Raw genomic sequence first — 24,565 nt, 5'->3', positions numbered from 1 at the left:
CAATGGAGATCGGCCGAACACTGACATGGACAGCGGAACGATTCCCGGACCGAACCGCTTTCGCCGGCACACGACGAATGACCTACTCCGAGTGGGACGAGCGAACCAATCGCATTGCTAATGCGATGCTCGCGTTGGGGGTGAAACCAGGCGACCGTGTCGCTACCTTCCTGAGTAATTCCGAGGTGATGGCCTCGACTCACCTCGCGCTGCAAAAGCTGGGTGCGATGTCCACCCCCTTGAACATCCGGCTCTCGGTCCCAGAACTGGTTTACTGCCTCGGCAACGCCGAGCCCACCGTCATCATCAGCGATGATGTAGCCACCGATGTAGCGCAGGAGTCGCTGACGCAGACGTCTACAGGTGCCAGGCTGCTACACGCGGGGACGCACCCGGTCGAGGGTGCAATGGACTTCGAGGCCGCCGTTGCGGAGGCCGACACCACACATCCGGGTATAAAGGTGAGCGAGTCCGACCCCAGTGTCATGCTCTACACCTCAGGGACAACAGGCAAACCGAAAGGTGTCCCCCGTACTCAGCGCAACGAGTTTGCCGCCTCAGTCGCGCACGTCATGCAGGCCCAGTACGCCTCGGGAGAATCCACGCTAGGTGCCATGCCGATGTACCACACCATGGGTCTGCGATCCCTTCTTTCGATGGTCATCGTCGGAGGCAAATTCGTCGAAATGCCGGCGTACAACCCCGAGCGTGCGGTTGAACTCATCGAGACTGAACAAATCACGGCCCTCTACCTCGTGCCGACGGCTTTCTGGGCTCTCGCGCAAACGGGGAAGTTGGAGCGAGTGGCTCCAACGGTGCGCAAGCTCGCCTTCGCCGGCGCCGCCATGACCTCGACCCTATGCCAAAAGCTCGAACAGGAAATTGCCCCGGAAGTCTTCGTTAACCACTACGGGTCAAGCGAGATCTATACCTTCGCTATAGAAGAAAGCGCTTCACGGAAGCCGGGTAGCGCCGGTCGAGCCGGCATGCTTTCCAAGCTACGAGTAGTCGATCCAGACCCTGCGGCTTCGCATGAGTCGCTGCCGCGTGGAGTGGTGGGTGAGATCGTGGCATCGCTGGATTCCGACGAGGCCTTTGCTGGCTACTGGCGTCGGCCCGACGCGGATGCGAAAGCAATACGTGGCCAACGCTGGTATCACACGGGCGACCTCGGCCACCTTGACGACGACGGCGACCTCTGGGTAGACGGTCGTGTCGATGACATGATCATCACCGGTGGAGAAAACGTGCATCCCATCGAGGTCGAAGACATTCTGAGCGCGCATCCCGACATCGCCGAAGTGTCAGTCGTGGGCCTCAAGGACGAAAAATGGGGACAGGCCGTAACTGCCTTCGTCGTTCCCAAGCACGACAGGGAAGATCCTCAGGCCTTCGCCGAGCGCATCCTCAAATGGACCCGTACCGAAGCCCATCTCTCCCAGTACAAGCGTCCGAAACGCGTCCTGGTGATTGCGTCCATCCCCAAAAGCCCAGTCGGGAAGATCCTTCGCCGGAAACTTGTCGCTGGTGAATACACCATCATGGGCGGCACCAGCAGTGCACCTGGTTCCCCTTCGCCGCAATCCATCTACGCTGACAGGGAGAACTCAAAATGACCACGTCTTTCAATCACAAGCCGACCTCTGATACCGGGAAGAAGCGACTCATTGAGCGCGGCCCCGGCTTTGTTTCCGGCCTCGTGGACCTCCCGAAGAACCTCAATGCCGCAACAATCGGTGCCGCTGTAGTGGCAGCTATCTTCGGCTGCACCGGGCCGGCGCTGATTGTAATCAACGGCGCTCAGGAAGCGGGACTCAGCACCGTCCAGACCGCGTCGTGGATCTTCGGGATTTACGTCTTCGGCGGACTTATCAGCATAGTGATGGGCCTTTATTACAAACAGCCGGTGGTCGGCGCGTGGAGCATCCCTGGGGCAGTCCTCGTCGTTGGTGCGCTGCAGGACTTCACTTTCGCTGAGATGGTAGGCGCTTACCTCGCTGCTGGCATTCTCGTCCTTATCCTCGGACTTACAGGTCTCATTCGAAAAGTGGTCACCTGGTTGCCATTCCCCATCGTGATGGCCATGATCGCAGGAGCGCTGATCCGGTTCGGAATCGGCGTCGTCAACTCACTCCTCACGGCCCCCATCATCGTTGGTGCTGCAATCGTTGGCTATGTCCTCCTGACCCGTTTCGTCAAATCAGTTCCCGGAGTGGTAGGTGCCCTGGTGCTTGGAGGCATCGCGGCGGCAATCACCGGTTCCTTCGGCGTCGTTGAAGGTGGCCTCGGTCTGACTGCACCCGAATTCGTGGCGCCGGCCTTCAACTTCGGAGCAGTTCTGGCGATCGGACTGCCTCTTGCCCTCCTAGTGGTCGGGGCGGAGAACACTCAAGCCATGGGCGTTATGATGACCCAGCGCTATCGACCACCGTTCAATGCCATGACTGTCATCAGCGGTATCGGGGGGCTTCTCGCACCACTCTTCGGTGGACACAACGCGAACATCGCCGGTCCGATGACGGCAATCTGCTCCTCTGATCAAGCTGGCGAGAACAAGGACGGTCGCTACGTAGCAGCGGTAATCAACGGCATCATCTTCGCTCTCTTCGGCGTTCTTGCAGGCATTGCGGTGGCGCTCGTTGTCGCCCTGCCGCCGGAATTGACTGCCACATTGGCCGGACTCGCCATGATCGGGGTGCTCCTCTCAGCGTTCCAATCCAGTTTCGGGGGCAAGCGCTTCCAACTCGGTGCTTTCGTCTCGCTCGTCATCGCAATGAGTGGCGTGACCCTGTTCGGCATTTCCGCTCCCTTCTGGGCGCTGGTCGGCGGCGTGGTCGCCTCACTGTTGCTCGAGACCAAAGACTTTGGCGTCCGTGAAGAAATCAACGAGATGGATACGGCTAACGCTTCCCCGACAACCGTAGCGCCCCCTCAAGCCGAGGACCGGCCATGACGAGCCAAGGTCGACAGGGAACGTGCCAGTACGGTCTACAGCAATTTAGTGTGTTGCAAGGAAGAGTGGAATGGCGCAGTGCACGAGATCCTGAATGATATCCGTGGTTGGTCCGAACCCTTCGCTGTAGCGACGGTTGTCCGCACGTGGAAATCATCACCGCGCGCGCCCGGTGCCGCCATGGCAGTTAATGTCGCCGGGGAGGTGGTCGGCAGCGTGTCCGGTGGTTGCGTAGAAGGAGATTTGTATCTCCGTTGTCAGGAGACCTTGGCAACGAGAACCCCGGCACTGGTGCGCTATGGGGTGAGCGACGATGAGGCCTTCGAAATCGGGCTTACCTGTGGAGGCGTTCTCGAGGTCTTTATCCAGAGGATCGACCCCCGCATTCAGTCGATAGAACGGTTGGCTGCGGCGGTGGAAGGAGGTGAACCAGCCGTAATGGCCACGGTCGTCGACGGGCCGGGCACCGGGACGCAGGTGCTCGTCGTCGGGCACGAGCAATATGGCTCAACCGGGCATGCCGCTTTAGACGACGCCGTGGTGACTGATGCGCTGGGGTTGCTGGAACACGGTACAACCGGTCTGATCCACCTCGGTGTTGGAGGGGAACGACGTAAAGAAGATGTGGCCGTGTTCGTCGAGTCTTTCGCGCCGCCACCACGCATGCTGATCTTCGGAGCAATTGATTTTGCTGCCGCTTTGGCGCGACTTGGTTCATTTCTCGGTTACCACGTCACTGTATGTGACGCTCGATCGCTGTTCGCGACCGTTGCACGGTTCCCTGAGGCGGACGACGTTGTTGTTGCTTGGCCGCATAAGCATCTTGCTCAGGTGGAAATTGACCGACGGACGGTCATCTGTGTCCTGACCCATGATCCGAAGTTCGACGTGCCCGTTCTGGAGGAAGCGCTAAAGACGGACGCAGGATACATCGGCGTGATGGGCAGCCGACGTACGCATGCCGATCGTCATGCACGGTTGCGCGAACGGGGCGTCACCGAGGCCCAGCTAGCGCGGTTGTCTTCTCCCATCGGGCTGGACCTTGGGGCACGAACCCCCGAGGAGACTGCAATTTCCATCGGTGCCGAGATCATCGCTCGACGCACAGGGGCGACCGGCCGACCCCTGTCCGAAACCACCGCTTCGATCCATCGACCGAGCACGACCAGATCGCGGCGGCAGCCTGTCTTTATGGAGCATCAACGGTGAACGTGGTCGCCGACACTTGTCGGAAGGATTCTTGACTCTGACGGAGCAATCCGGTCACCGATGGTGATGGCGTTGAAAAGGAGGCTTAACAGGTGGAGCAAGGAAAAGTGGCCACGGAGAGTTTGCACCGGGGCCGGGTGGCTTGGGTTGACACCGACGCGGGTGGGAGGATCCACCACACTGCAGCATTCCGGTGGGCGGAGATAGCTGAACATGCTTTTTTCCGCCGGATCCGCCCAGGCTTCGACGCTGCTGTTTTTCCGCGCAAATCAGTGGAGGCAAGCTACCACTCCACGCTCGTCTTCGACGACGAGTTCGAAGTCCGCCTCAGTGTCAGCTCTGTCGGAAGAACCTCCGTGACCTTCGTCTGGGAGGTGCACTCGCGGGACATACTTTGCGTGGAAGGTCGACACACAGCGGTGCACGTCGAGACCAATGGAAAACCGGCACCACTACCCGACTGGTTCCGTGCGGGCTTGGAACAACGAGCTCCCCGAGATGCGTCCGAGCGATGACGGCGGTGAGCAAGGCCTACCAAGTGGTGTCACCGGACGGCACACCGACCGAGAGCGCCGGCCTTCAACGCCGTGGTCAATTATCAATTGGCGGTTCGTGGGGGACACGACCCGGAGTCGAGTGCCCGGTTTGCACGGGCCTCACCCACTGGCCGTCTTAGAGAAGAAAAGCTTTCTGACACACCCCCTGGCACGTTTCGCGGCGTACAGTTTGCTGACCCTTCTTACTTCGGGTGGGAGTGGCTGAGTCCGCCGCCGATGAGGAGCATGCGTAGGCGGTAGTTGTCGCGGTTGCGGAAGCCGCGTGCGACCCGTCGGTGGAGTTCGATAAGTCCGTTTGCTCCTGTGGCAGGGCGCCGACTGTCTTACGTAATCGTCTCGGCGTAGAACGTCTCAGGGGCCATATCGCCGGGACTTTGCGACGCACACCGCCGAGATAAGGCATCGAGGTCCCAAGCCGGACTGCACAGGTACACCGTGCCCCCCGTTACCTTTTTCGTGACCCTGGTCCTGCTGCAGGATGTGGGTGTGCTGGCCGGTCGGTCCCGGCATGGTTCTTGCCCCCAGTTGTTCATGACCCGGGGGGTGTTGGGGTCTGCTGCACGAATAGGTGACAGTTTCAGTCACGCAGCCAAGCGGCTGGCGTGTTCATGATGGCCTCGAACTCGATGCGCGTCAAACGTCCGAGTCGGGCCTACCGACGGCGTCGATGATAGGTCCGCTCGATCCAGGTCACGACCGCGATCCGCAATTGTCCTCGGGTGGTCCAGGACCGTCGGTCCACGACGTTCTTCTGAAGCAGAGCGAAGAATGATTCCATTGCGGCATTGTCGTCGCAGGACGCGACTCTGCCCATCGAGCCGACCATCCGGTGACGGGTCAGAGCACACAGGAACTTCCTGCTCCGAAATTGCGATTCTCGGTCGCTGTGAACCACGCAGCCGGCGACATCACCACGACGAGCGACCGCGTTCTCCAGCGCGTTCACCGCCAACCTGGACTTCATCCTCAAGTCAATGGAGGAACCGACGATCCGGTTCGAGAACACGTCCTTAATTGCACAGACGTAGAGCTTCCCTTCTGCGGTTTTGTGCTCCGTGATATCCGTCAGCCAGAGCTGGTTCGCGGCGTCTGCGGTGAACTCGTGCCGGACCCGACCCTTCTCGTCTGTGACGGTGCAAAGGTCATTGTGGACCGGCGAGCCGGGCTTCCGCCCGTTCTTCCCACGCTTCTTCCCGAACGAGCTCCACCAGCCATTGGCCGCGCAGATCCGCCACGCGGTCCGATCCGACATCGTTTCCCCGGCGTCGCGAGCCTCATCCGCGAGAAGCCGATGACCGAATTCCGGGTCGTCTCCGTGAGCGTGGAAGAGTGCGTTCGCGCGATGCGCCTCAGCGATCTCGCTACCGGTGACGGGTGCTGCCAGCCACCGGTAGTAGGGCTGACGGGAGAGCTTCAACACCCGACACGTGACCGCCACGGGGATCCCGTCGACGGCAAGCTCACTCACGAGCGGGTAGAGCCATTTCCCGGCAGGTCCGCCTGCGACAAGGACGCTGCTGCCCGCCGCAGAACCTCGTTCTCCTGCTCGAGCAGTCGAACCCGCTTCCGCAATTCGCGGTTCTCCACCGTTTCGCTGCGAGACTGACCAGCCGTCTTGCTGTCGCCGTTCTCGGCGTTGCGCATCCATTTCGTGAGCGTCATCGGGTGAACACCGAAGTCCTTCGCGATCTGCTCGATGGTCACTCCGGACTCACGGTTCCTGGCGACGCGCACCACATCGTCGCGGAACTCGTCTGGGTAAGGCTTCGGCACAACGACATCCTTCCAGGCCTGCCTTCCGGCAAGCCAGATCAGATGTCACCTATCCATGCAGCAGACCCGGAGTTACGCAGGCCTGTTACCTGAACGACAGCGTCCGCTCCAATCCGCAGAAGCGCTCCCTCGGGCAAGCCCAAGGGGTCGATGCCCTGGGTCGTGATGTTCTCTCCAAGATCGCCGGACTTCACGACGAAGCCTTGCTGCTCGAGCTCGTCGAACAGTTCGGCGTGTATCAGATGCACCTGCCGCCGATTCGGTTGGGTGGACTCAGCCCGGACTCTTGAGAGGTGCTGGACCGTGGTCCCGGCGTGGGCACCGCCCTCGACTCCCAGCCCTTCAATGAGCTGGCACGACTGACGTGGCTCCTTGCTGAAATGGTGCTGGGCACTGTGACTGACTGAGACAACGGAGCAGTCCATTGCCCTCCTATGCATGTCGGTTTCATCTGCGGCGGCCCAAACTGTCAGCGGCTTGGTACCAGGCTCGCTGAAGGCTTCCGCACGACTTCAATCGATACTGCCACGATCTTAACCACGCGCTCGAGATCTAGCCCCTATTCGATTTGTTCGTAGGTCAATTCCTACTCGGCACCCGCGCGGACCTCCTTAACGCAACGCTTGCCGGGAGGGGGTCTGCTGTGGAACCAGCATGATCTGGATCATATGAGCTGTGGCACAATCAGCAGTTGAAAGCTTGCGCATCAAGGGAGATGCTTACCTCCTCCCGTCACGAAGGCCCATTCCTTGATCTCACTGACCGCTGCGCTCGGTATCGCCCTCATCGAGCTAGGGATGGCTCTGACACCAGGGCCCAACATGATCTACCTGGTATCGCGCAGCATCAGCCAGGGATGGCGGGCCGGCATGATGTCCCTCAGCGGCACCGCTCTCGGGTTTGTTGTCTACATGACGATGGCCAATCTCGGACTCGCCGCGATCTTCCTCATCGTCCCCTGGCTGTTCATCGGCCTGAAAGTCATCGGCGCCCTCTACTTGATGTGGCTCGCCTACCAGACACTCCGGCCAAGAGGGAAGTCGCTCTTTGCACCAAGTGAGTTGCCACGCGATTCCTTCGGCAAACTCTTCCGCATGGGCCTCATTACGAATCTGCTCAACCCCAAAGTGGCGATCCTGTACCTGGCGATCATCCCCCAGTTCATTGACCCGGCGGCCGGGAACATCGTGCTCCAAGGGTTCCAGCTCGGCGCCATTCAGATCGCTGTCGGGGTCGCCGTGAACGGGGCAGTCATCCTCGCCGCAGGATCCGTCGCGGTCTTCCTGCAACGCAAACCCCGCTGGATCCGCTGGCAGAAATACGTGACTGGCACTCTCCTCGGAGCGATCGGCGTGAAACTCGCGTTCAACGCACCAACCCCCGCGACCACCAGCTAGATCCCCCTCCTTTAGCGGGCTACAGACCCATCCCTACCTAGGACAGCTGCGGAAAATCGGTCCCAAAGTGTCCCGGGTGGAGATCCCTCATCGCGCGCTGAGAGGTCTGATGCTGCTTTACGGTGCTGAGTGGATGGGATGTCAGGCAGACTTGCTGGCGTGAGCACTAACGGATCTCCGTCCCCCGTTCTGCGTAGCGGTCTCATCGAGCTGCGCCCGTACACGAAGGAGGACGAAGAATCTTTCGTCGCGTTGTTCCAGGACCCGGAGGTGGTCCGTTACGTAGGTGACGGGATGCAGAGCGAGGCCGCTGACCGGGAGTTGTTTCAGCGCGTCTTTTCCCGTGTTTACCCGACGAACAAGTTCGCCGTCCGGGCAGTTACTGTCGATGGTTCGATCATTGGGCACGCCGAGCTCAAACCGTCACCGCGGGATGACATCGACGGGTGGGAACTCGTGTACGTCATCGACCGCTTTCATTGGCGCCGAGGGTACGGCAGGACAGTGGCCGCGCTGGTCACCCGCTACGGGTTCGACGATCTGCGACTTCCGGTGGTGTTCGCGACCGTCGATACCGAGAACACGTCCTCGTTGGCTCTCCTGGCGAGCCTCGACTACACCCGGGTTGGGGAGACAGTGGAGAACGGCCAGCGGGTAGCGGTCCTGTCTGCCCACCGGCAGATAACGCCTGGCCGTTGAGGACTAAGACCACTTGCCATACGACGCCGCGCCCCGCCCGGCTTCTGACGGCGGACCCAGCTCCCCGGAAGCTTAGTCCCGCAAATCTCCTCAGCGATGGTCCAGTGCTACGACGCGGGCTTTGCCGAGGCGTCACGAATTACGGCGCCAGTCGGTGACCTCGGGGTAGGCCAAGAATCCGGCCGACAGATAGGTGGATAACGCACCGACATTAGAACTCTCTGCACAGACAGTGGCGCTCGATGAACCCATTTCGCGAAGCGCAGTGGCGGCAGCGCGCGTCATCAGCGTGCCGTATCCGTGACCGCGGTGGTCCTGATGTACACCCATCGGTTCGATGAGACCGGGACGCCCTGCCCCAGCCGACCACACCGCGGCGACGGCCACTACATTGCCGTCGTTGTAGAGCGACAGGATGTGCCCGGAGTCGAGAAATGGGCCTTCAGCGGCTGCCCGCCATCCGGCCACGAAGCTACGAAGCCGTTCGTCTGGCATCGGTGTTCCGCGAAAAGCGGACCAATGAACAGCTACCCACTCATCGGTGCAACCTGGTTCAACAGTTTCGACGCGGACGCCTGCAACGTCGACGAGCCCTTGCAAATCCGGGACCGGCTCTGCCAAATCACGCCGTAATGGCGTCCATGGCTCGTCGGGTAACCATCCCGCGATCGCGAGTTGCTCAGAAAGAGCCGATGCGCCGCGCGCCTCAATGGTCGCGCTTCCTGCATCGAGGACACCTTTGATCGGCTCACCAACATCCGTGGCGATGCGACGGGCGAGCGTTTCGTCCTCGTGCAGCGCCGGGTCTATCGCGAACCGCAGCAGCTGGGGGCCGTCGATCAGCGCGATCGCCAAAGCAGTGTCACCGCGCGACCACACCCGCGTTGCAGCGGCAGTGGCTGTGGCTCCACGGAGCGAGTACCAACCCAGATCACCGGGATGCAGATGCAGTGGTCCGCTGTCATCCTGCCACTCATTCAGCACACGAAGAATCCGATCGAGCTCGTCAACCTGCGGTGTTCTCACTCTGATATCTATGAGCTCTAACCTTCCATCGCAACCGCGCCGAACCACACCCTTGATATTTCCATCGCGTTGATCCACCTATGCATCGTTCTACCGAACAAAGGGAAGAGTGCTCGCAAGCTCATCATCATTGATGATGCGTTCGAGTGTGCTGCGGCCAAGCTGAGCCATTCCAGGATTGGACGTCTGGTAGTACCAGACCAGGCCCATGGCCTGTTGGAAAGCCCATGCAGCACCGCGTTGCCACTCAGTGAGGGTGGTACCGAGCGCGTGACGGAAGACCGACCGCGCCTCAACGTCGAATAGATGCCAGACGGCGACAAGATCGAGAGCGGGGTCGGCAGGTGCGAAACCGCCGGTATCCAGTACGCCCGTGAGACGTCCGTCCTGTATGAGAAGGTTCGCCGGGATGAGGTCCCCATGAGCCATGACATCCGCTTGGGTCCGGGGCAGAACCCGGAATCGTGCCCAAAACTTTTCGAGTTCAGGCACGTTGAGGATGTCCGTACTTTCCCGGAAACAGGTTCCTATCCACGCATCCGAGTCCGGCAGCTGCCCTCCGCGCCCAGAGCCCGCGAACTGACGCCCTCGAGTAGGAGCGGAACGACATGCACCGACGAGGCCGGCCATATCCTCCGCGAACTCTCTGGAACAAGCGGCCCCTTCCGGCGTCGCCACGTCTCCGGGCAGCCACGACTGGACCGACCACGGCAATGGGTACTCACGACTTGGGCGACCGAAGGCGATCGGCACGGGGGTAGGAACCGGACACACCGCCAGCATCTCGCGCATAGCCGACGCTTCCCGCCGCAGGTCGGCGGCCAAAAGGACCGGATCGGCGGGGCGAAAGGAAAGCCGCGCGGTTTTAGAAGGCCCAATCCGGTAAATCGCATTCACTGTTCCACAAGTCTTCACCGGCTCTACGACCTCGCAGCTCCACTGCGGAAACTGCTCCAGAATCAGCTGCTGCACAGTCACGGCAATGATGTCGAGCTGGTCTTCGTGCATCGCCATACCACCGACACTACTGCGCACTCCTGCCCGCAAGCCGGTCCTCGTGCGCTCACGCTGCCGACGTGTCCGAGCTGAGGCGGGCTGGGAGATTCCTTGCCTAATCTCCGGTGGATCCGTCCAGCAGCTCGCGCAGGATGTCCAGGTGCCCGCAATGCCGGCCCGTTTCTTCGATCATGTGCACCAGAACCCACCGCACACTCTGTCCGCCATCTCCACCGCGGCAGCGGTCGTCCAATTCATGCCGCTGCAGCACTTCACGGGACTGGCGGCAGGCAGCCTCGTAGTCCTCGATGATGCCCGCCAGGCTGTCCTCTTCGCCCACCCGGAACTCCCCGTCGGGATCCTCGGCGGACCATCGGCTGGGAACATCGTGCCGGCCGTCAAGGCGGTCCTGGAACCAGAACTGCTCAACGTCAGTCAGGTGTTGCACCAAACCTGACACCGTTGTCAGCGAGGGCACGAGCCGCCTAGCGCCGTCGGCATCGCTGAGGCCACTGGCCTTCATCACTACAATGGCTCGGAAGTAATCCAGGAAGCCGGTCAGGGTTTCCCGTTCTCCGGCCGCGGTCGGCGGGTCAGTTCGGGTGTCGTTGTCCATCTGCCCAACCTAGTCAAGGGGATCGAGCCACGGCATAGGCACGCCCAACCCCACCAACCAAGAGCTACGGAACGGCCTGAACAAGAGTCCACACGCCGATCCTTCAGCGGGCGATACCTGCGCCCGTAGTCCCTAGTGACCTCGAAAGGTACCCTTGGGTGCGATTTAGGTTCAGATCGATCGGATCCATGGCGTCGAGTGTTAGCCGGGCTGTCTCCAAAGGCTCGAGGTCCGCTCGCATCCGTTCTACGTGGTCCCAATCAATCTCGTGCCAGCCGGGGATGCCTCGCACACGACTCTCTACCCGTCGCCGATGTTCACCAGCGTCTGAACAAATGCACTCGATCACGTAGAGCTTTGCTCCGTAGCCGCTCACGATTTCCTGCCACCCTTCGAGGACCGCGTCGCTGACTACAGCATCGACGATGGCCGCTTGTCGGAACATCAGTTGACGGGTCATCAACGTTTCCAGCAGGCCGTAGTGCATCCGTAAGTAGGACTCACGGTCCAGTTGAATCAGCGCCTCGCGCGCTGGCTTCAACGCACCCATCAGCCAATCGCCAGAGAACACCGGTCTACCTGAGGATGAAGCCAAACCCTCTGCGAGGATTGATTTACCTGTACCCGGAAGTCCAGTGAAGGCAACGACGCTCAATTGCAATCCACCGATACTTATGGGGTCTGCATAGCCGGGAGCTCGCCCAGTGTCTAGGCCAGCCCAAACAACCCTGCACGTCCGCTAGCCGATCCTCCACCGAACACTCATCGTGTGCCACTTCAAACCCGGCTTGATGCAATTCAGGCACCTACTCACCATGATCGTGAGTAGGTGCCCTGTGGTTGCGGGGACAGGATTTGAACCTGTGACCTCTGGGTTATGAGCCCAGCGAGCTACCGAACTGCTCCACCCCGCGGCGCATGCACAACCTTACGCACTACACGAGGAAGACACCAATCAGGGACCGCGAAAGTATTCCCCGCCCTCACCGCGGCCGAACCCGACTTCGATAAGACCCCGCCGACCGACTCCCGGCACCGTGACGGGCGTGCGCGTGAATCCGCTACCCCTCCAAAACCATCCGAGTCCAAGCCCACGCGATCGCGAACACGCTCAGCGGTGAAGATCCCCACCGTGCTGCTGATCATCGTCCTGATGGCGTGCGTCGGATTCTTGGAGGAGTTGATCTTCCGCGGCTTCGTGTTCCGAGGGACCTTGGAGCGGCGTTCCCTGACCTACGCGGTCGTGATCTCCGGCGTGACCTTCGGGATCGGCCATGTCGTGAACCTGGCCAGGGGCTACTCCGGTGCCGAGCAGATCATCCAGATCGGTTTCGGCGTGATGCTTGGCATCGTCCTCGCGCTGCTCCTCGCGGTCACCGGCACGATCATTCCCCTCATCGTGTTCCACGTGCCGCTGAACATCAGCGGCAGCGTGACCGTCGCGGATCCGCAGTCCGATTGGCTGAAGCTCGCCGCGACCACCGTCATCAGCGCAGGCTACGCCGCGCACCTGGTGGAGATGCTTCGCCTGCACGGCACCAGCCCGGAAATGTCACTGCCCTCCACCGGATCCTCCTACGCGGACTCGAGCAGAGACGGGGCAATCCGGTCATGACGGCGCTTGTGAGCGGCGCGTCTCGGGCCTTTCACACCGGCCATCCTGGATGAGGCACTTGCGACGAGATCCGATCTTCGTCCGCCCGAACCGGGCCGCGACCGATCGATGCGTGCACCAGACGGGCTGGTGTGCGTGGTCCCCGGACAGGTGCCGCCTCACCGGACGACGACGACGTTGCCTCGGGCGTGGTGCAGGACGGCATGGACCGTTGACCCGAGCCGTACCCCCAGGGTGTTCTTGCCCTTGGCGCCCATGACGACGACGGCGGCGTTCTGGGCCCGCTCCACGATGACTCCCGGGATGGACGGCGCGACGACGAGGTCGTGAGTCACGGCGAGGCCGGGGTACTCGGAGAGCAGTGCGGAGGCTCGCTGCAGGATCTCGTCCCCGTCCTCGACTGCTGGGCCGGCAGAAGCGTGTCTGCTGTGCGGCCGGACGTGCAGGAGCCGCAGCGACTTTCGCAGCGTTGTCGCGAGGTCGGCCGCCACCGCTACGGCTCTTCCGCTCTCCGGCGATCCGTCCACGGCGACCAGAACGGTGTCGTGGACGGGCCGGGCATCACGAACGACGATGATGGGGCACGAAGCGCTGGAGGCGAGGTGGAAGCTCACCGACCCGATCAGCAACCCCGCGAAGCCACCGAGGCCGCGGGTCCCGGTGACCAAAAGGGAAGCTTCTTCGGACAGGGCGGTGAGGCTACCGGAGGGAAGCCCGACAACGAGTCGTTCACGTACGTCGAGGCCATCCTCGGATCGGACGGCGATGTCGTGTCCTTCTGCCAGGATCTTCTGGGCTTGCCGGCGCAGCCCACTGTCCTCGATTCCCGTGACGCGGCCCAGCTTCTCCGTGAAGTAGGGCCATATCCAGCAGTGGACGACGACGAGCGGCAGCTGTGCCGCTGCGGCATAGCGGGCAGCCCACAGAACCGCCTGCTTCGCATCGTCCGAGCCGTCGTACCCGGCGAACACGGGCTTGCGCTGGACGGAGTCTCCGATGCCACCAGGGCCGGGGGTCATGCCGGAACGGTGACGGGCTGTGTGACGGAGGGCTCGCCCTCGGGCAGCTGGAGGGTGCCGTGTGCGATGAGCACCGGGCATGCCGAGCGTTCGGCGACGGCGGAACTGACGGAGCCGAGCAACAGACCCACGAAGCCGCCGTGCCCCCGGGAACCGACGACGACCATCGACGCCTCCCGGCTCTCGTCGATGAGTACCTGCGCTGGCGTACCCTTCAGGACCAGGCGCTCGACCGGACATGGCGGTTCGTCCTTGAACGCGTCGAACAACGCCCGGTCAAGGGCCGCCTCGGCCAACTCGTCGGGATTCCACTCAGTGGGTATGTAGGCACCGAAGCCCACGGAGTACTGCCACACGGTGACCGCCCTGATGACGTCGCCGGCAAGGGGAACGAGGTGGGCCGCGAGCTCGAGTGCGGCGATGGATTGCGCCGAGCCGTCGACGCCGACGACGATGACGCGGGGCTTGCGGGGTGAAGGGGTCGTGTCCATGCTCGCGTCCTGCTCCTCGGGTCTCCGGTGAACTCGTGTCCATGCATCGTCGCGGTGGCCCGCGTCTGCCAATAGGGCCGAAAGGCCCCGTCATGCGGTGTTCAGAACGCGAACTGTCCTATCTCGCGCCGTAGCCTGGGGTCCGTCCGGCCATGGACGGGCCCGGCCCGCCGTGGTCCGCCGGTCGTGGGCCGATCGCCCGCCAGGCTTTGAGGAAGCCGTCGACGACGTCCCAGGCGGCGATGATGACGAGGGGCGCGATGACGCCCACCATCCAGCCCTCTCCCCTGGCAACATCCGAGCCCAGACGTATCGCCTCGAAGAATGCCCCGTTCAGCAGTCTTCCCTCGGACAACAGGAGTACTGCCGGCGCGGTGAAGGCGATGTTCAGGCAGAGGTTGACGATCGCGGTCGCCCACGACCACCCTCTCGCATAGATCCATCCTGCGAAGATGCATTCGGCGATGATCAACCCGAGGAACCAGGGAATCCAGAATGACCACAGGGCAGGCTCCAGGAGAGGGATGGGATGTCCGTCGGCAGTCCGGACGACCGACGACGCCTGCTGCCAGATGATCACTCCCGCAAAGAGCGCGAGGAACACGAGGGACGCCACGAGTTCGGCGAGCCGAGCGTGCCGGGACCTGCCGGGCACCTGTGGCAGGTGCTCCGGAGACCACGATGGCCATGTACCGGCACCAGGGCTTCGCTCGAGGACGACGAACAGGAGCGTGATCCAGAAGGCGATCTGCAGTGCCACCTGGATCGCCGTCGAAACTGCGCTGCCGATGGAACCTCCGACGTCGCCCGTGGCCAGGAGCCCTGTGACGAGGACCACCGCTGCGACGACGGGAACCGCGATCGCGGTGACGGTCTTGAGCAGCCGCAGCCAGTCCAGGTAGTAGCGCGGGCCGATCAGCGTGAGGTGCCGGCCCGTGTAGGCTGCAGCAATCCGCTCAGGGTCACCCAGCTGCGTCAGGGCTGCCGTTTCCGCGGTATCGTCCCGGTCGCCGGAGTCCGCACGGGCACGGATGGCTTCCTCGATCCGATGGCGGATCTCGCGTTCGACATCGTGGCGCTGGGACTCCGGGACGGTCCGTAGTGCAGCCCATACATAGCGATCGGTCAGCGTCGGCATGGTCTATACCCTTCGAGAAGGCAATGGGGGAAAGCGGTGGGGCGAGGCGGGCAGCGCTCCTTGGGCGTGATGCTTCATCGTGGCCCGTGCTGAGCGCTGCGGGGAGGGTCGTTCGGCACCAGAGTGGTGGGAATTGCTGCGGCTGAACAGGATCCACGCACCTCTTCCGGCAGGAACGTGTTGAATAATCGGGTCGTGGACCGGTCATGGAAGCAGGATGTCCTCGGTGAGGGATTCGAACAGCTCGAACTACCCCTGCCCGGTGACGCGGTGGCAACCCTCGTCCGGTACACCGCCGCGACGGTACCCGATCCCGACCCCGTGGCCCTGGATGCGGATGTGCTGTACGTCCATGGCTGGTCCGACTACTTCTTCCAACAGAAACTGGCGCACTTCTGGCACGGGAACGGCGCGCGGTTCTACGCTCTGGACCTGCACAACTACGGCCGAAGCCTTCGTCCCGGGGACACCCCCGGCTTCGTCACCGACCTTCGCAACTACGACACGGACCTCGCCGCTGCCCTGACTGCCATGGATCGCACCCCGGAACGGCCCCTGATCCTGCTGGGACACTCCACGGGCGGGCTGATCCTGAGCTGGTGGGTACACCGCCATCCCGGCGTGGCGGACGTGCTGATCCTGAACAGCCCCTGGCTCGAATTCCAGGGCGCCGAGCTGGGTCGCCATGCCATTTCCCCGCTGGTCCAGCTGCAGGCCCGGCGCCATCCGCTGGCTCCCCTGCCACTTCAGGACAAGGGCATCTACTCGCGGTCATTGTCCTCGGAGTTCGGCGGGCAGTGGACCTATGACAAGAGTTGGCGCCCGTACCGCGGGTTCCCCGTCACCAGCGCCTTCCTGAACGCCGTCTTCCAGGCACAGGACGCGGTCGATGCCGGTTTCAGCATCGACGTTCCGGTGTTGACCATGCTTTCGACGCGGGACTACCTTCAGCCCCGCTGGGCAGAAACAGCCAACGAAGCCGACGTGGCCCTGAACGTGGACGTCGTGGCGCACCGTGCACTTTCCCTCGGACGGAACGTCACAGTCCTGCGGATATCCAAGGCCGTTCATGACATCTTCCTCTCCCCCGCGCCGGTGAGGAAGACCGCTTACCGTCACATCGAGAGCTGGCTCGGCGGGTACCTCAACCATCGGGACTAACCAGGCCCTCGCACCGCGGCCGGGACGTCGGCCTCGAGTCGTTCGACGTCGTCACGGTGGCACAGTTCAGTGGCGGGCGTCATCACGGCCGCGCTTCCGGCGGCGACGGCGGTACGGAAAGCCGCCTCAGCAGGACGCCCCTGCGCGAGTCGGAGCACGAATCCAGCGAGGAAGCTGTCACCGGCGCCGACGGTGCTGAGCACCTGCACCGTCGGTACCGGCAAGCGGAGCACGCCTGACTTCGAGGCAAGCACCGCTCCTGCGTCACCGAGGGTCAGCGCGACGTATTCCGCGGATCCGTCCGCGACCAGCGCGGAAGCCGCATCCACCTGGCTCTGCGTGCTGTCGAGCACCGTGTCGAAATGCTCCCCCAGTTCGCGCCTGCTGGGTTTGACCAGAAAGACTCCCTCAGCCAGTGCCTGGGTCAGTGCCACTCCGGACGTGTCCACGACGCAATGGGCGCCTCCCTCCTGCACCGTGCGGGAGACCCGCGCATAGAAATCCTCCGGCACCCCCGGTGGCAGGCTGCCGCTGGCGACCACGAATCCCGCTGGTGGGATCGATGCGGCAAGCGCGGACAGGCAGGCGCGCCACTCCGCCTCGCTGAGCTGTGGACCCTCGAGCACGAATCGGAACTGCTTCTGGGTGGTCGTCTCATCGACGGTGAAGGCCTGGCGGGTACTGCCCTCGATCGGTACAACCAAACTGGGAACGTGCTCGGCTACGATGAGCCGCCGATAAGCCTCCCCCGTGGCACCACCTGCAGTGTGCACCGCGAGGGTCTGTCCGCCGAGACGCTGGACGACCCTGGACACATTCACGCCGCCACCTCCCGGGTCGAGGCGACTTACGCTACAGCGCAGTTTATGAGCGCTGACGACATGCTCCGTCGAGGTGCTGACATCCAACGCCGGGTTCACGGTGAGAGTGAGAATCAGCGTGGCGGGAATCGGCTGTGAGGCTCCTGTACGCCTCAGCACAGGAGCCCTCTCCGCTTCACCGCCAGGACCTTCCGTCCCATCCCGGTTACCTCCGCGGCTTTCCTGCGTTCCACTACCGGGAGCGCAGGCACCCGTTCGGGGGTCGGCACCTCTTCCGAGGACACCCGTGCGGGATGGGAAGGTGAACTGTTCGCTCGCACCATTGCGGGATGAACCAGTATCTGCTTCACTATTTTGCACGGAGGGGAGTATCCCCTATCCAGCCCATCGTCACTACGGCAGCCCCAGTGCTACCCGGTGGGCAGGCTCCGATGCGAGCCGGGAGAGACCTCCAGTTGGTTGAGCAACTGACTGGAAGTAGGTAGTCCATGAACGTTCCCCTCTGTGTCTGGTTCGCTGTCATCGGTTTCATCGTTCTCATGTTGATCGTGGATCTTGTCGCGCATCGCAAAGCCCACGTGATCAGCGTCCGCGAGGCCGCTGCGTGGTCGGCTGTGTGGGTCTTCTTCGGAATCGCCTTCGGTGTCATCGTGTGGCGGTTCTGGGGCGCCGAGTTCGGGCAGCAGTACTTCGCCGGCTATCTCATCGAGAAGTCCCTCGCCGTGGACAACGTCTTCGTGTGGGCCATCATCTTCGCGTTCTTCGCAGTACCCCGCGAGTACCAGCACAGAGTGCTGTTCTTCGGGGTGCTCGGAGCGCTCGTGTTCCGGGGGATCTTCATCGCTGCCGGTGCCGCGATCATCGCCAGCGCCGGCTGGATTCTCTACCTCTTCGCGGCCTTCCTCCTGGTCACCGGAATCCGGATGCTCCGGCACCGCGACGAGCACATCGACCCCGAGAAATCCCGGACCCTCAAGCTGTTCCGCCGGTACGTCCCCATGACGGATGCCTTCCACGGCCAACGGTTCCTCGTCCGGAAGAACGGGGTCCTGCTCGCCACTCCCCTGCTCGCCGTCGTCGTCCTGGTGGAAGTCACCGACATCGTCTTCGCCGTCGACTCCATCCCGGCGATCTTCGCCGTCACCGACGAGGTGTTCCTCGTCTTCACCGCGAACGCCTTCGCCATCCTCGGTCTGCGAGCCATGTACTTCCTGCTGGCCGACCTCATCCACCGCTTCGTGTACCTGAAGGTCGGGCTGGCGATCATCCTGATCTGGGTTGGTATCAAGATGGCCCTGAAGATCGACATCTGCTACATCCCGACCACGGTCTCCCTCGCCGTCATCACCAGCATCCTCACCGTGTCCGTCGTCGCAAGCCTGAGGGCGACCCGGGGTCAGGAGCGCCACGAACCGCCGTCGCCGGCAGTGCCGCCCTTCCGTATCGCGGACGCTGAGGAGATGAAAGCGCTCCAGCCGGTATGGGGCCGGAAGCGCGTCAGCACCCCCGGGGGTCCGGATCGCCTGGGCGACCGGTAGCGGGAGAGCCGTGCAGCGCGTCGATCCGCCCCGACGAACGGGAGTCTCGAGCAATTTCGAGCTGGCGACCTGGCTGTTCATGCGGTGGTCCGGCGCGCTGCTCCTGGTGCTGATCCTCACCCACCTGTTCGTGAACCTCGTGCTGGGGGACGGTATCCAGGGCATCGACTTCGCCTTTGTCGCAGGCAAGTGGGCGCATCCCTTCTGGCAGTGGTTCGACCTGATCATGCTGTGGTTGGCGATGCTCCACGGGACGAACGGGCTACGGGTCATCATCGACGACTATGCCGGGACCGCCTCGGCGCGGTTGTGGCTCAAGAGCATCCTGGTGACCTGTTCCGCGGTGATCGTCATGCTGGGCTCGCTCGTGATCTTCACGTTCGACCCCTGCCCCGCAACCGCGAGCATGGAGTCGCTCCCGCAATTCTGTGCGGAACGCTGACCAGGAATCCAGGTCAGAAGGGGCTGCGTCTCCGCCCGTCTCAACCGCGGGCGATCGGAAGCTTCTTCGGTGCCTCGGGCTTCGGGGTGCCATCCGGAAGAGGTGTCCGGACCTCCAGCACTCCGTCGGTGTACGTCGCCTTGATCTCGTCCTCCTTCACTCCTTCGGGGAGCGCGATGTCGCGCTCGAAGGAACCGTAGCGGAACTCGGACCGGAATCGTCCCTTGTCCTTGTGCTCCTCCTTCTCCTGGCGCTCGGCGCGAATCCGCAGGAATGCATTGTCGATGCTCACATCGATGTCCTTGTCGGGATCGACGCCGGGCAGTTCTGCACGAACCACCAACTCCTTCCCATCCACGAATTCCTCGACGCGGATGGCAGCCGGTCCGGGCGAGGAATCGAAGAGGCGCTCCACAGATTCCAGCAGGTCGAGCGGGGACCTCATGGTGGTGGTGAATGGCGAGTTCCTCCGGCCGGACGCGAACGGCGACCATCGCAGCACATCGGACATGACGGGTTCTCCAATCAATAGGGGGCAGAAGACCCAGCGGGGTCGGTGTCATTCGAGTAGATACCCGTGCGGCCAGGACGGACAGGGACGAAAGACCCTGATCCTGCCACGCGGCCTGTTGGCGGACCGCACGAAGACGCGCCGCTGTCCGGATCAGAGAAAGCAGGCCTAAAGTCCCTGCACGAGGCCGGCGGCGAGGTCTACCCTCTGGTGGACAACACGATCAGGGGTTCGGGATCGGCAAGGCGCCCTGCCGCTCGGGCAGGACGCGGGAACTCGACAATGGCGCATATCTTCGATCGGCAGTGGAGCTGAAATGGGCAGTGTGGGTTTGCTCTACGTAGGTGCTGTTCTGTTCATCAACGGACTGATGCTGCTGGGAATCATTCCGGGAAAGTCGGCAGCGATCCTGAACTTCTTCGTGGGAGTCATGCAGGTGGTGTTCCCCACGCTCATCATCCTGCAGGCCGATGGCGATGCTTCGGTCATCTTCGCAGCGGCCGGACTCTACCTCTTCGGTTTCACCTACCTCTACGTCGGCATCCTGCAGATCACGGGTATCAGCGGTGAGGGACTCGGATGGTTCTCCCTCTTCGTCGCCGCCTGTGCGGTAGTGATCGGAGTGCTGCAGTTCACCCTCGTGGGTGACCCGGTCTTCGGCGTGATCTGGTTCGTATGGGCTGTGCTCTGGTTCCTGTTCTTCCTCCTGCTGGGCCTCAACCGGACGACACTGACCACCATGACGGGATGGTTCACGGTCTTCATCAGCCACCTGACCGGCACCATCCCGGCTTTCCTCCTCCTTCTGGGCCGATTCGAGACCAACACGGCCAACGCGGCCCTGGTCGCGGTCCTTGCCGCCGTCGCCCTGGCAGCCGCCTTCTTCCTCGGCCGGAAGGCGATGCGCAGCAGCGCCCAGCCCGGTACGGCCGCGCATGTCTCCGCCACCACATGACCTCGCCGACGAACCAGAGAGCTGACATCCATGGCCATATACGAGTACAGGTGCCCCGATGATCCTCCGTTCGAGGCAGTCCACCCCATCGGGGAGGCGCCGGACGAATCGCCCTGCCCCGCCTGCGGAACATCTTCCCGCAGGGTCATCAGTGCGCCGCATCTGTCCATCGCGAACACCGCGGCCTTCCGGCTGATCGATTCCACGCGTCGCAGTGCGTCCGAACCCGACGTCGTGGATACACACATCCCGGGCTCTCCGCGGCGAGTCCAGCAACATTCGTCGAACCCGTTACATCGGAAACTGCCGCGACCCTGAACACCTGGAAGCGGCACCCTTTTAAGGAGAGAACATGCCCGCAAAGATATTCGCACTGGACTCCAGCAAGAAGTTCGAGGATCAGGAGAGGATCGGTCACAACCGGTGGCACCCCGATATTCCGCCGGTCGCGACCGTGAAACCCGGCGATTCGTTCCGAGTGGATTGCCGCGAATGGTTCGACGGTGCAATCGTCAATGACGATTCCGCCGAGGACATCCTCAACGCACCACTGCTGACCGTCCACAAACTCAGTGGACCCTTCGCCGTCGAGGGAGCTAAGCCAGGCGACTTGCTGATCGTCGACATCCTGGACGTCGGACCGATCCCGCAGGAGGACTCGGGCCCCTTGGCCGGTCAGGGCTGGGGCTACACCGGCATCTTTGCGCGCAGCAACGGCGGCGGCTTCCTCACCGAGCAGTTCCCGGACGCCTACAAGGCGATCTGGGACTTCACCGGTCAGGTCGCGACCTCCCGGCACGTCCCTGGCGTCTCCTTCGCGGGCCTGATCCATCCCGGCCTGATGGGAACAGCCCCATCCGCCCAGCTGCTCGCGAAGTGGAACAAGCGCGAAGGCGACCTGATAGCCACCAACCCCAACCGGGTTCCCCCTCTTGCGCTTCCACCGGAGGCGGGACACGCGGTTCTCGGACACCTTCCGCAGTCGGAATTCGACCGGGTAGCCGGCGAGGCGGCCCGGACCGCGCCACCGCGTGAGAACGGCGGAAACCAGGACATCAAGAACCTGTCCAAGGGCACCCGCATCTTCTACCCCGTGTTCGTGGACGGAGCCAACCTCTCGCTGGGCGACCTGCACTTCTCACAGGGAGACGGAGAGATCACCTTCTGCGGCGCCATCGAGATGGGCGGCTTCATCGATCTGAGGGTCGATCTGATCAAGGGCGGCATGGACAGCTACGGCGTGAGCGAGAATGCCATCTTCATGCCTGGTACCGTGGATCCGCAGTTCAGCCAGTGGCTGGCATTCTCCGGCACGTCCGTCACGCTGGACGGTGAACAGCGCTACCTCGACTCGCACCTCTCCTACCAGCGTGCCTGCCTGCACGCCATCGACTACCTGACCAAATTCGGCTACAGCCCCGAGCAGGCATATGTCATTCTCGGAGCCGTTCCCATCGAAGGCCGTCTCTCCGGCGTGGTGGACATCCCGAACTCCTGTTCCACGGTCTATCTCCCCACGGCTGTCTTCGATATCGATGTACGACCGTCCGCTGCCGGGCCGCAGAAGGTCGACGCCGGGATCGGGGTGCCACGCGCCAGCAACCGATAAGGCATCTTTGGATCCCGCGGACCAGGAAGCAGCGCCATCGTCCGCGGACGCTTGTCGGTGGACAGTCGCGGGCCGTGCTCCAGGAGACCCCCTTCGCAGCGATGTCGGATGCAGTCGCTCCATCCCTGTGGGAGAGATGTCTTCATGGAGCCGGGCCCGGCGACGACCGCTCCGCCCCTGACACGATCCTGAACCGGGCTGCCGATCCCTCGCTGCCGGTTCCCTCGTTGAGGAAGGACGAAAGGCCCTACCGTGGAGCGCCGCTGGGAGTCAGCCTTCAGGGAGCAAGACCGTCATCCTGGTCCCGCACGTCACGAAGGAGAAAACTCATGAGCGCCCCCTCCACGTCACGGATCGTTGTAGGAGTCGATGGCTCCGAGCAGTCCATCGAGGCACTGCTGTACGCCCGGAAGCTGGCGCCCGTGTTCAACGCGACGATTCTCGCGCTTGCAGCATGGGACTATCCGGCCGACTATCCCGACTACGTGCCTCTTGGCACGAGCGAGTTCGCCGATGCCGCGAGGATCCATCTCGACAAGGCCCTCGCTGCCGCGTATGGAGACGACACTCCGGCAGCCCTCGAGCGCACAGTGGTTTTCGCCCACCCCGCCAAAGCCCTCGTCAAGGCGTCACAGGATGCAGTCCTGCTGATCGTCGGGCGGAGAGGGCACGGCACGTTTCGCGGACTGCTCCTGGGTTCTGTCAGCGCGGGCTGCGTCGCGCATGCCCATTGCCCGGTCCTTGTCGTTCCGCAGGCAGCCGAAGACGCAGGCGCTTGATCCTCGCGTGATCGCCCATCACCTGGTGTCGCCGTCAGACCGCGTCGCCGGTCTTCGGGCATCCGCGGCGGTCTCGTTGCTGGGTTGTCGCAGGCGGCGCAATGGTGACGAAAGACCCTGTCAGGACGGCTGCGCCACGAAGGACACTGAGGTGGCAGACCTCGAGGAAAAGACCGTTGAGCGAGCGGTGCAGAGCGCACTCGAAGCCTGCATGCAAGCACCGAGGACTTCGGACATGATCGGAGACAGTCCAGTGAGCAGAGAGCAACCAGAAACGACACACGTGCCCGGTGTTCCTCCGAGCAGCATCAACTCCTCGGCGGCGGGAGAACACCAGCAGCACCCTGCTCTCCGAGCAACCGCTGCCGACCTCAGGAGGCAAGGCGAGCGACGGCGGGAGGCAGAGCGCAAGCTTGCCCTTCACCTGCAGGAGTACCGCAGGAGGCATCCCCTCACTCCTACAGGTGATCCCGGATAGCGCCACCCCCAGGAATCCTTGGAGGGCGGCACTACCTTTTCCTTCGCCAGGCATCGTAGCCTTGATCGCCGCGGTCACCCTCCTTGCTGCAGGTACTGCGAACACAGCCGGTTGAAGCTGATCGTCGGTCGTGAGCGAGTACGTTTCTCCTGCCGATCCGGTCGGTCCGCTGTCCGTCCTCCCAGTCCGGGTCCCTCGAATCGGGACGAAAGCCCCTAGGAGGGAAGCGCGGTGAGCCGCACTGTTCAGGGAGCAAGGTCCCTGAACAGTGCAACCTCAGAAGGAGAAACGCCGTGAGCACAGCACCTTCACCGACGATTGTTGTCGGAGTCGATGGATCCGATCAATCCGTCGAAGCTCTGCGGTACGCCCAGAAGCTCGCGCCCGTCTTCGCCGCGACGATTCTCGCGGTCACCGCATGGGACTATCCCGCGGCGGACCCGGGATTCATGCCACTCGGCAGCAGCGAGTTCTCCGAAGCCGCACGTGATCACCTGGACAAGGCTCTCGCCGCCGCATACGGAGAGGACAGGCCTGCCGGTCTCAAGGACACCGTGGTGTTCAACCATCCGGCAAAAGCTCTCGTCAAGGCTTCCGAGGACGCCGCCCTGCTCATCGTCGGCCGACGAGGCCGTGGGATCTTCCGCGGGCTTCTCCTTGGTTCCGTCAGCAGTGCCTGCGTATCCCACGCGCAGTGTCCCGTCCTCGTGGTTCGCGAGGCAGCCCACCAGAAGGACAGGGACGCCTGATTGTTCTGACAACCTGGTCCCGTAGCGCCTGGC

Annotated in this window: 25 protein-coding genes, 1 tRNA gene and 1 pseudogene; 15 read left to right on the top strand and 12 right to left on the bottom strand. The window is 62.9% G+C overall.

Annotated features, from left to right (window positions below; genetic code table 11):
* Positions 1-2 precede the first annotated feature (2 nt).
* The 4 genes from AC1MFI_RS13500 to AC1MFI_RS13485 all read left to right on the top strand — a co-directional run bounded on the left by AC1MFI_RS13500 (position 3) and on the right by AC1MFI_RS13485 (position 4,677).
* Positions 3-1,616, top strand: coding sequence for a class I adenylate-forming enzyme family protein (locus AC1MFI_RS13500; protein ID WP_479817512.1), 1,614 nt, complete (start codon positions 3-5; stop codon positions 1,614-1,616).
* Positions 1,613-2,953, top strand: coding sequence for a benzoate/H(+) symporter BenE family transporter (locus AC1MFI_RS13495; RefSeq protein ID WP_479817510.1), 1,341 nt, complete (start codon positions 1,613-1,615; stop codon positions 2,951-2,953). The genes AC1MFI_RS13500 and AC1MFI_RS13495 overlap by 4 nt, the downstream gene beginning before the upstream one ends.
* A gap of 78 nt (positions 2,954-3,031) precedes the next feature.
* The gene (locus AC1MFI_RS13490) at positions 3,032-4,162 is read left to right on the top strand and encodes an XdhC family protein (RefSeq protein ID WP_479817509.1); all 1,131 of its coding nucleotides are present in this window, start codon (positions 3,032-3,034) and stop codon (positions 4,160-4,162) included.
* Positions 4,163-4,254: 92 nt separating this feature from the next.
* Positions 4,255-4,677: an acyl-CoA thioesterase gene (locus AC1MFI_RS13485; RefSeq protein WP_479817508.1), complete on the top strand. Its 423-nt coding sequence runs from the start codon at positions 4,255-4,257 to the stop codon at positions 4,675-4,677.
* 697 nt (positions 4,678-5,374) lie between these two features.
* Here the strand turns inward: AC1MFI_RS13485 and AC1MFI_RS13480 are convergent.
* A pseudogene (locus AC1MFI_RS13480) lies at positions 5,375-6,492 on the bottom strand (IS3 family transposase); the annotation flags it as partial.
* Between the two features lie 38 nt (positions 6,493-6,530).
* Positions 6,531-6,917: an MOSC domain-containing protein gene (locus AC1MFI_RS13475; protein ID WP_479817506.1), complete on the bottom strand. Its 387-nt coding sequence runs from the start codon at positions 6,915-6,917 to the stop codon at positions 6,531-6,533.
* 324 nt (positions 6,918-7,241) lie between these two features.
* Between AC1MFI_RS13475 and AC1MFI_RS13470 the strand changes: the two genes are divergently transcribed.
* Both AC1MFI_RS13470 and AC1MFI_RS13465 read left to right on the top strand, forming a co-directional pair.
* Positions 7,242-7,889, top strand: a complete 648-nt coding sequence (locus AC1MFI_RS13470; RefSeq protein WP_479817504.1) for a LysE family translocator — start codon at positions 7,242-7,244, stop codon at positions 7,887-7,889.
* A gap of 159 nt (positions 7,890-8,048) precedes the next feature.
* A complete protein-coding gene (locus AC1MFI_RS13465; RefSeq protein ID WP_479817502.1) occupies positions 8,049-8,588 on the top strand; it encodes a GNAT family N-acetyltransferase in 540 nt (179 codons plus the stop codon).
* Positions 8,589-8,720: 132 nt separating this feature from the next.
* Here AC1MFI_RS13465 and AC1MFI_RS13460 read toward each other — a convergent pair whose 3' ends face one another.
* The 5 genes from AC1MFI_RS13460 to AC1MFI_RS13440 form a co-directional block, all read right to left on the bottom strand.
* The gene (locus AC1MFI_RS13460) at positions 8,721-9,692 is read right to left on the bottom strand and encodes a GNAT family N-acetyltransferase (RefSeq protein ID WP_479817501.1); all 972 of its coding nucleotides are present in this window, start codon (positions 9,690-9,692) and stop codon (positions 8,721-8,723) included.
* Positions 9,693-9,704: 12 nt separating this feature from the next.
* Positions 9,705-10,628: an aminoglycoside phosphotransferase family protein gene (locus tag AC1MFI_RS13455; protein ID WP_479817500.1), complete on the bottom strand. Its 924-nt coding sequence runs from the start codon at positions 10,626-10,628 to the stop codon at positions 9,705-9,707.
* 97 nt (positions 10,629-10,725) lie between these two features.
* Positions 10,726-11,226, bottom strand: a complete 501-nt coding sequence (locus AC1MFI_RS13450; protein ID WP_479817499.1) for a DinB family protein — start codon at positions 11,224-11,226, stop codon at positions 10,726-10,728.
* Between the two features lie 103 nt (positions 11,227-11,329).
* The gene (locus AC1MFI_RS13445) at positions 11,330-11,881 is read right to left on the bottom strand and encodes a P-loop nucleotide/nucleoside kinase family protein (protein ID WP_479817497.1); all 552 of its coding nucleotides are present in this window, start codon (positions 11,879-11,881) and stop codon (positions 11,330-11,332) included.
* A 182-nt stretch (positions 11,882-12,063) separates the two neighbouring features.
* Positions 12,064-12,140: transfer RNA gene (locus AC1MFI_RS13440), tRNA-Met, on the bottom strand.
* A 203-nt stretch (positions 12,141-12,343) separates the two neighbouring features.
* On the opposite strand from AC1MFI_RS13440, the gene AC1MFI_RS13435 reads away from it, so the two are divergent.
* A complete protein-coding gene (locus AC1MFI_RS13435; protein WP_479817496.1) occupies positions 12,344-12,841 on the top strand; it encodes a CPBP family intramembrane glutamic endopeptidase in 498 nt (165 codons plus the stop codon).
* Positions 12,842-12,999: 158 nt separating this feature from the next.
* Here the strand turns inward: AC1MFI_RS13435 and AC1MFI_RS13430 are convergent, their stop codons facing one another.
* The 3 genes from AC1MFI_RS13430 to AC1MFI_RS13420 form a co-directional block, all read right to left on the bottom strand.
* On the bottom strand, positions 13,000-13,860 hold the full coding sequence (locus AC1MFI_RS13430) for a universal stress protein (RefSeq protein WP_479817495.1): 861 nt from the start codon (positions 13,858-13,860) through the stop codon (positions 13,000-13,002).
* Complete coding sequence (locus AC1MFI_RS13425) at positions 13,857-14,351, bottom strand: universal stress protein (RefSeq protein ID WP_479817494.1); 495 nt, start codon at positions 14,349-14,351, stop codon at positions 13,857-13,859. The genes AC1MFI_RS13430 and AC1MFI_RS13425 overlap by 4 nt, the downstream gene beginning before the upstream one ends.
* A gap of 118 nt (positions 14,352-14,469) precedes the next feature.
* A complete protein-coding gene (locus AC1MFI_RS13420; RefSeq protein ID WP_479817493.1) occupies positions 14,470-15,489 on the bottom strand; it encodes an HAAS signaling domain-containing protein in 1,020 nt (339 codons plus the stop codon).
* 195 nt (positions 15,490-15,684) lie between these two features.
* Between AC1MFI_RS13420 and AC1MFI_RS13415 the strand changes: the two genes are divergently transcribed.
* Entirely contained in the window at positions 15,685-16,650 is a 966-nt protein-coding gene (locus tag AC1MFI_RS13415; RefSeq protein WP_479817492.1) for an alpha/beta hydrolase, read from the top strand.
* Here AC1MFI_RS13415 and AC1MFI_RS13410 read toward each other — a convergent pair.
* Positions 16,647-17,630, bottom strand: a complete 984-nt coding sequence (locus AC1MFI_RS13410) for a 1-phosphofructokinase family hexose kinase (protein ID WP_479817491.1) — start codon at positions 17,628-17,630, stop codon at positions 16,647-16,649. The two genes, AC1MFI_RS13415 and AC1MFI_RS13410, sit on opposite strands and share 4 nt — an antisense overlap.
* 329 nt (positions 17,631-17,959) lie before the next feature.
* Between AC1MFI_RS13410 and AC1MFI_RS13405 the strand changes: the two genes are divergently transcribed.
* Positions 17,960-19,009, top strand: a complete 1,050-nt coding sequence (locus AC1MFI_RS13405; RefSeq protein WP_479817490.1) for a TerC family protein — start codon at positions 17,960-17,962, stop codon at positions 19,007-19,009.
* A 10-nt stretch (positions 19,010-19,019) separates the two neighbouring features.
* Entirely contained in the window at positions 19,020-19,451 is a 432-nt protein-coding gene (locus AC1MFI_RS13400) for a succinate dehydrogenase hydrophobic membrane anchor subunit (RefSeq protein WP_479817489.1), read from the top strand.
* 40 nt (positions 19,452-19,491) lie between these two features.
* Here the strand turns inward: AC1MFI_RS13400 and AC1MFI_RS13395 are convergent, their stop codons facing one another.
* Entirely contained in the window at positions 19,492-19,962 is a 471-nt protein-coding gene (locus AC1MFI_RS13395) for an Hsp20/alpha crystallin family protein (protein WP_479817487.1), read from the bottom strand.
* 316 nt (positions 19,963-20,278) lie between these two features.
* On the opposite strand from AC1MFI_RS13395, the gene AC1MFI_RS13390 reads away from it, so the two are divergent.
* The 5 genes from AC1MFI_RS13390 (at position 20,279) to AC1MFI_RS13370 (ending at position 24,532) form a co-directional block, all read left to right on the top strand.
* On the top strand, positions 20,279-20,917 hold the full coding sequence (locus AC1MFI_RS13390; RefSeq protein ID WP_479817486.1) for an AmiS/UreI family transporter: 639 nt from the start codon (positions 20,279-20,281) through the stop codon (positions 20,915-20,917).
* Positions 20,918-20,947: 30 nt separating this feature from the next.
* On the top strand, positions 20,948-21,235 hold the full coding sequence (locus tag AC1MFI_RS13385; protein WP_479817484.1) for an FmdB family zinc ribbon protein: 288 nt from the start codon (positions 20,948-20,950) through the stop codon (positions 21,233-21,235).
* 34 nt (positions 21,236-21,269) lie between these two features.
* Complete coding sequence (gene fmdA / locus AC1MFI_RS13380; protein ID WP_479817483.1) at positions 21,270-22,526, top strand: formamidase; 1,257 nt, start codon at positions 21,270-21,272, stop codon at positions 22,524-22,526.
* 329 nt (positions 22,527-22,855) lie between these two features.
* On the top strand, positions 22,856-23,305 hold the full coding sequence (locus tag AC1MFI_RS13375; RefSeq protein WP_479817482.1) for a universal stress protein: 450 nt from the start codon (positions 22,856-22,858) through the stop codon (positions 23,303-23,305).
* 771 nt (positions 23,306-24,076) lie between these two features.
* On the top strand, positions 24,077-24,532 hold the full coding sequence (locus AC1MFI_RS13370) for a universal stress protein (RefSeq protein ID WP_479817481.1): 456 nt from the start codon (positions 24,077-24,079) through the stop codon (positions 24,530-24,532).
* Positions 24,533-24,565: the final 33 nt, after the last annotated feature.

The sequence above is a fragment of the Arthrobacter sp. BC5 genome (assembly GCF_056680255.1).
This window is presented reverse-complemented; position numbering and strand designations above follow the sequence as displayed.

What these genes read in the sequence shown, in the direction of transcription:
- AC1MFI_RS13375 (WP_479817482.1), top strand. Translation starts at nt 22,856, where the DNA reads ATGAGCGCCCCCTCCACGTCACGGATCGTTGTAGGAGTCGATGGCTCC.
- AC1MFI_RS13385 (WP_479817484.1), top strand. Translation starts at nt 20,948, where the DNA reads ATGGCCATATACGAGTACAGGTGCCCCGATGATCCTCCGTTCGAGGCA.
- AC1MFI_RS13425 (WP_479817494.1), bottom strand. Translation starts at nt 14,351, where the DNA reads ATGGACACGACCCCTTCACCCCGCAAGCCCCGCGTCATCGTCGTCGGC.
- AC1MFI_RS13495 (WP_479817510.1), top strand. Translation starts at nt 1,613, where the DNA reads ATGACCACGTCTTTCAATCACAAGCCGACCTCTGATACCGGGAAGAAG.
- fmdA (WP_479817483.1), top strand. Translation starts at nt 21,270, where the DNA reads ATGCCCGCAAAGATATTCGCACTGGACTCCAGCAAGAAGTTCGAGGAT.
- AC1MFI_RS13390 (WP_479817486.1), top strand. Translation starts at nt 20,279, where the DNA reads ATGGGCAGTGTGGGTTTGCTCTACGTAGGTGCTGTTCTGTTCATCAAC.
- AC1MFI_RS13500 (WP_479817512.1), top strand. Translation starts at nt 3, where the DNA reads ATGGAGATCGGCCGAACACTGACATGGACAGCGGAACGATTCCCGGAC.
- AC1MFI_RS13450 (WP_479817499.1), bottom strand. Translation starts at nt 11,226, where the DNA reads ATGGACAACGACACCCGAACTGACCCGCCGACCGCGGCCGGAGAACGG.
- AC1MFI_RS13455 (WP_479817500.1), bottom strand. Translation starts at nt 10,628, where the DNA reads ATGGCGATGCACGAAGACCAGCTCGACATCATTGCCGTGACTGTGCAG.
- AC1MFI_RS13475 (WP_479817506.1), bottom strand. Translation starts at nt 6,917, where the DNA reads ATGGACTGCTCCGTTGTCTCAGTCAGTCACAGTGCCCAGCACCATTTC.
- AC1MFI_RS13420 (WP_479817493.1), bottom strand. Translation starts at nt 15,489, where the DNA reads ATGCCGACGCTGACCGATCGCTATGTATGGGCTGCACTACGGACCGTC.
- AC1MFI_RS13430 (WP_479817495.1), bottom strand. Translation starts at nt 13,860, where the DNA reads ATGACCCCCGGCCCTGGTGGCATCGGAGACTCCGTCCAGCGCAAGCCC.
- AC1MFI_RS13405 (WP_479817490.1), top strand. Translation starts at nt 17,960, where the DNA reads ATGAACGTTCCCCTCTGTGTCTGGTTCGCTGTCATCGGTTTCATCGTT.
- AC1MFI_RS13395 (WP_479817487.1), bottom strand. Translation starts at nt 19,962, where the DNA reads ATGTCCGATGTGCTGCGATGGTCGCCGTTCGCGTCCGGCCGGAGGAAC.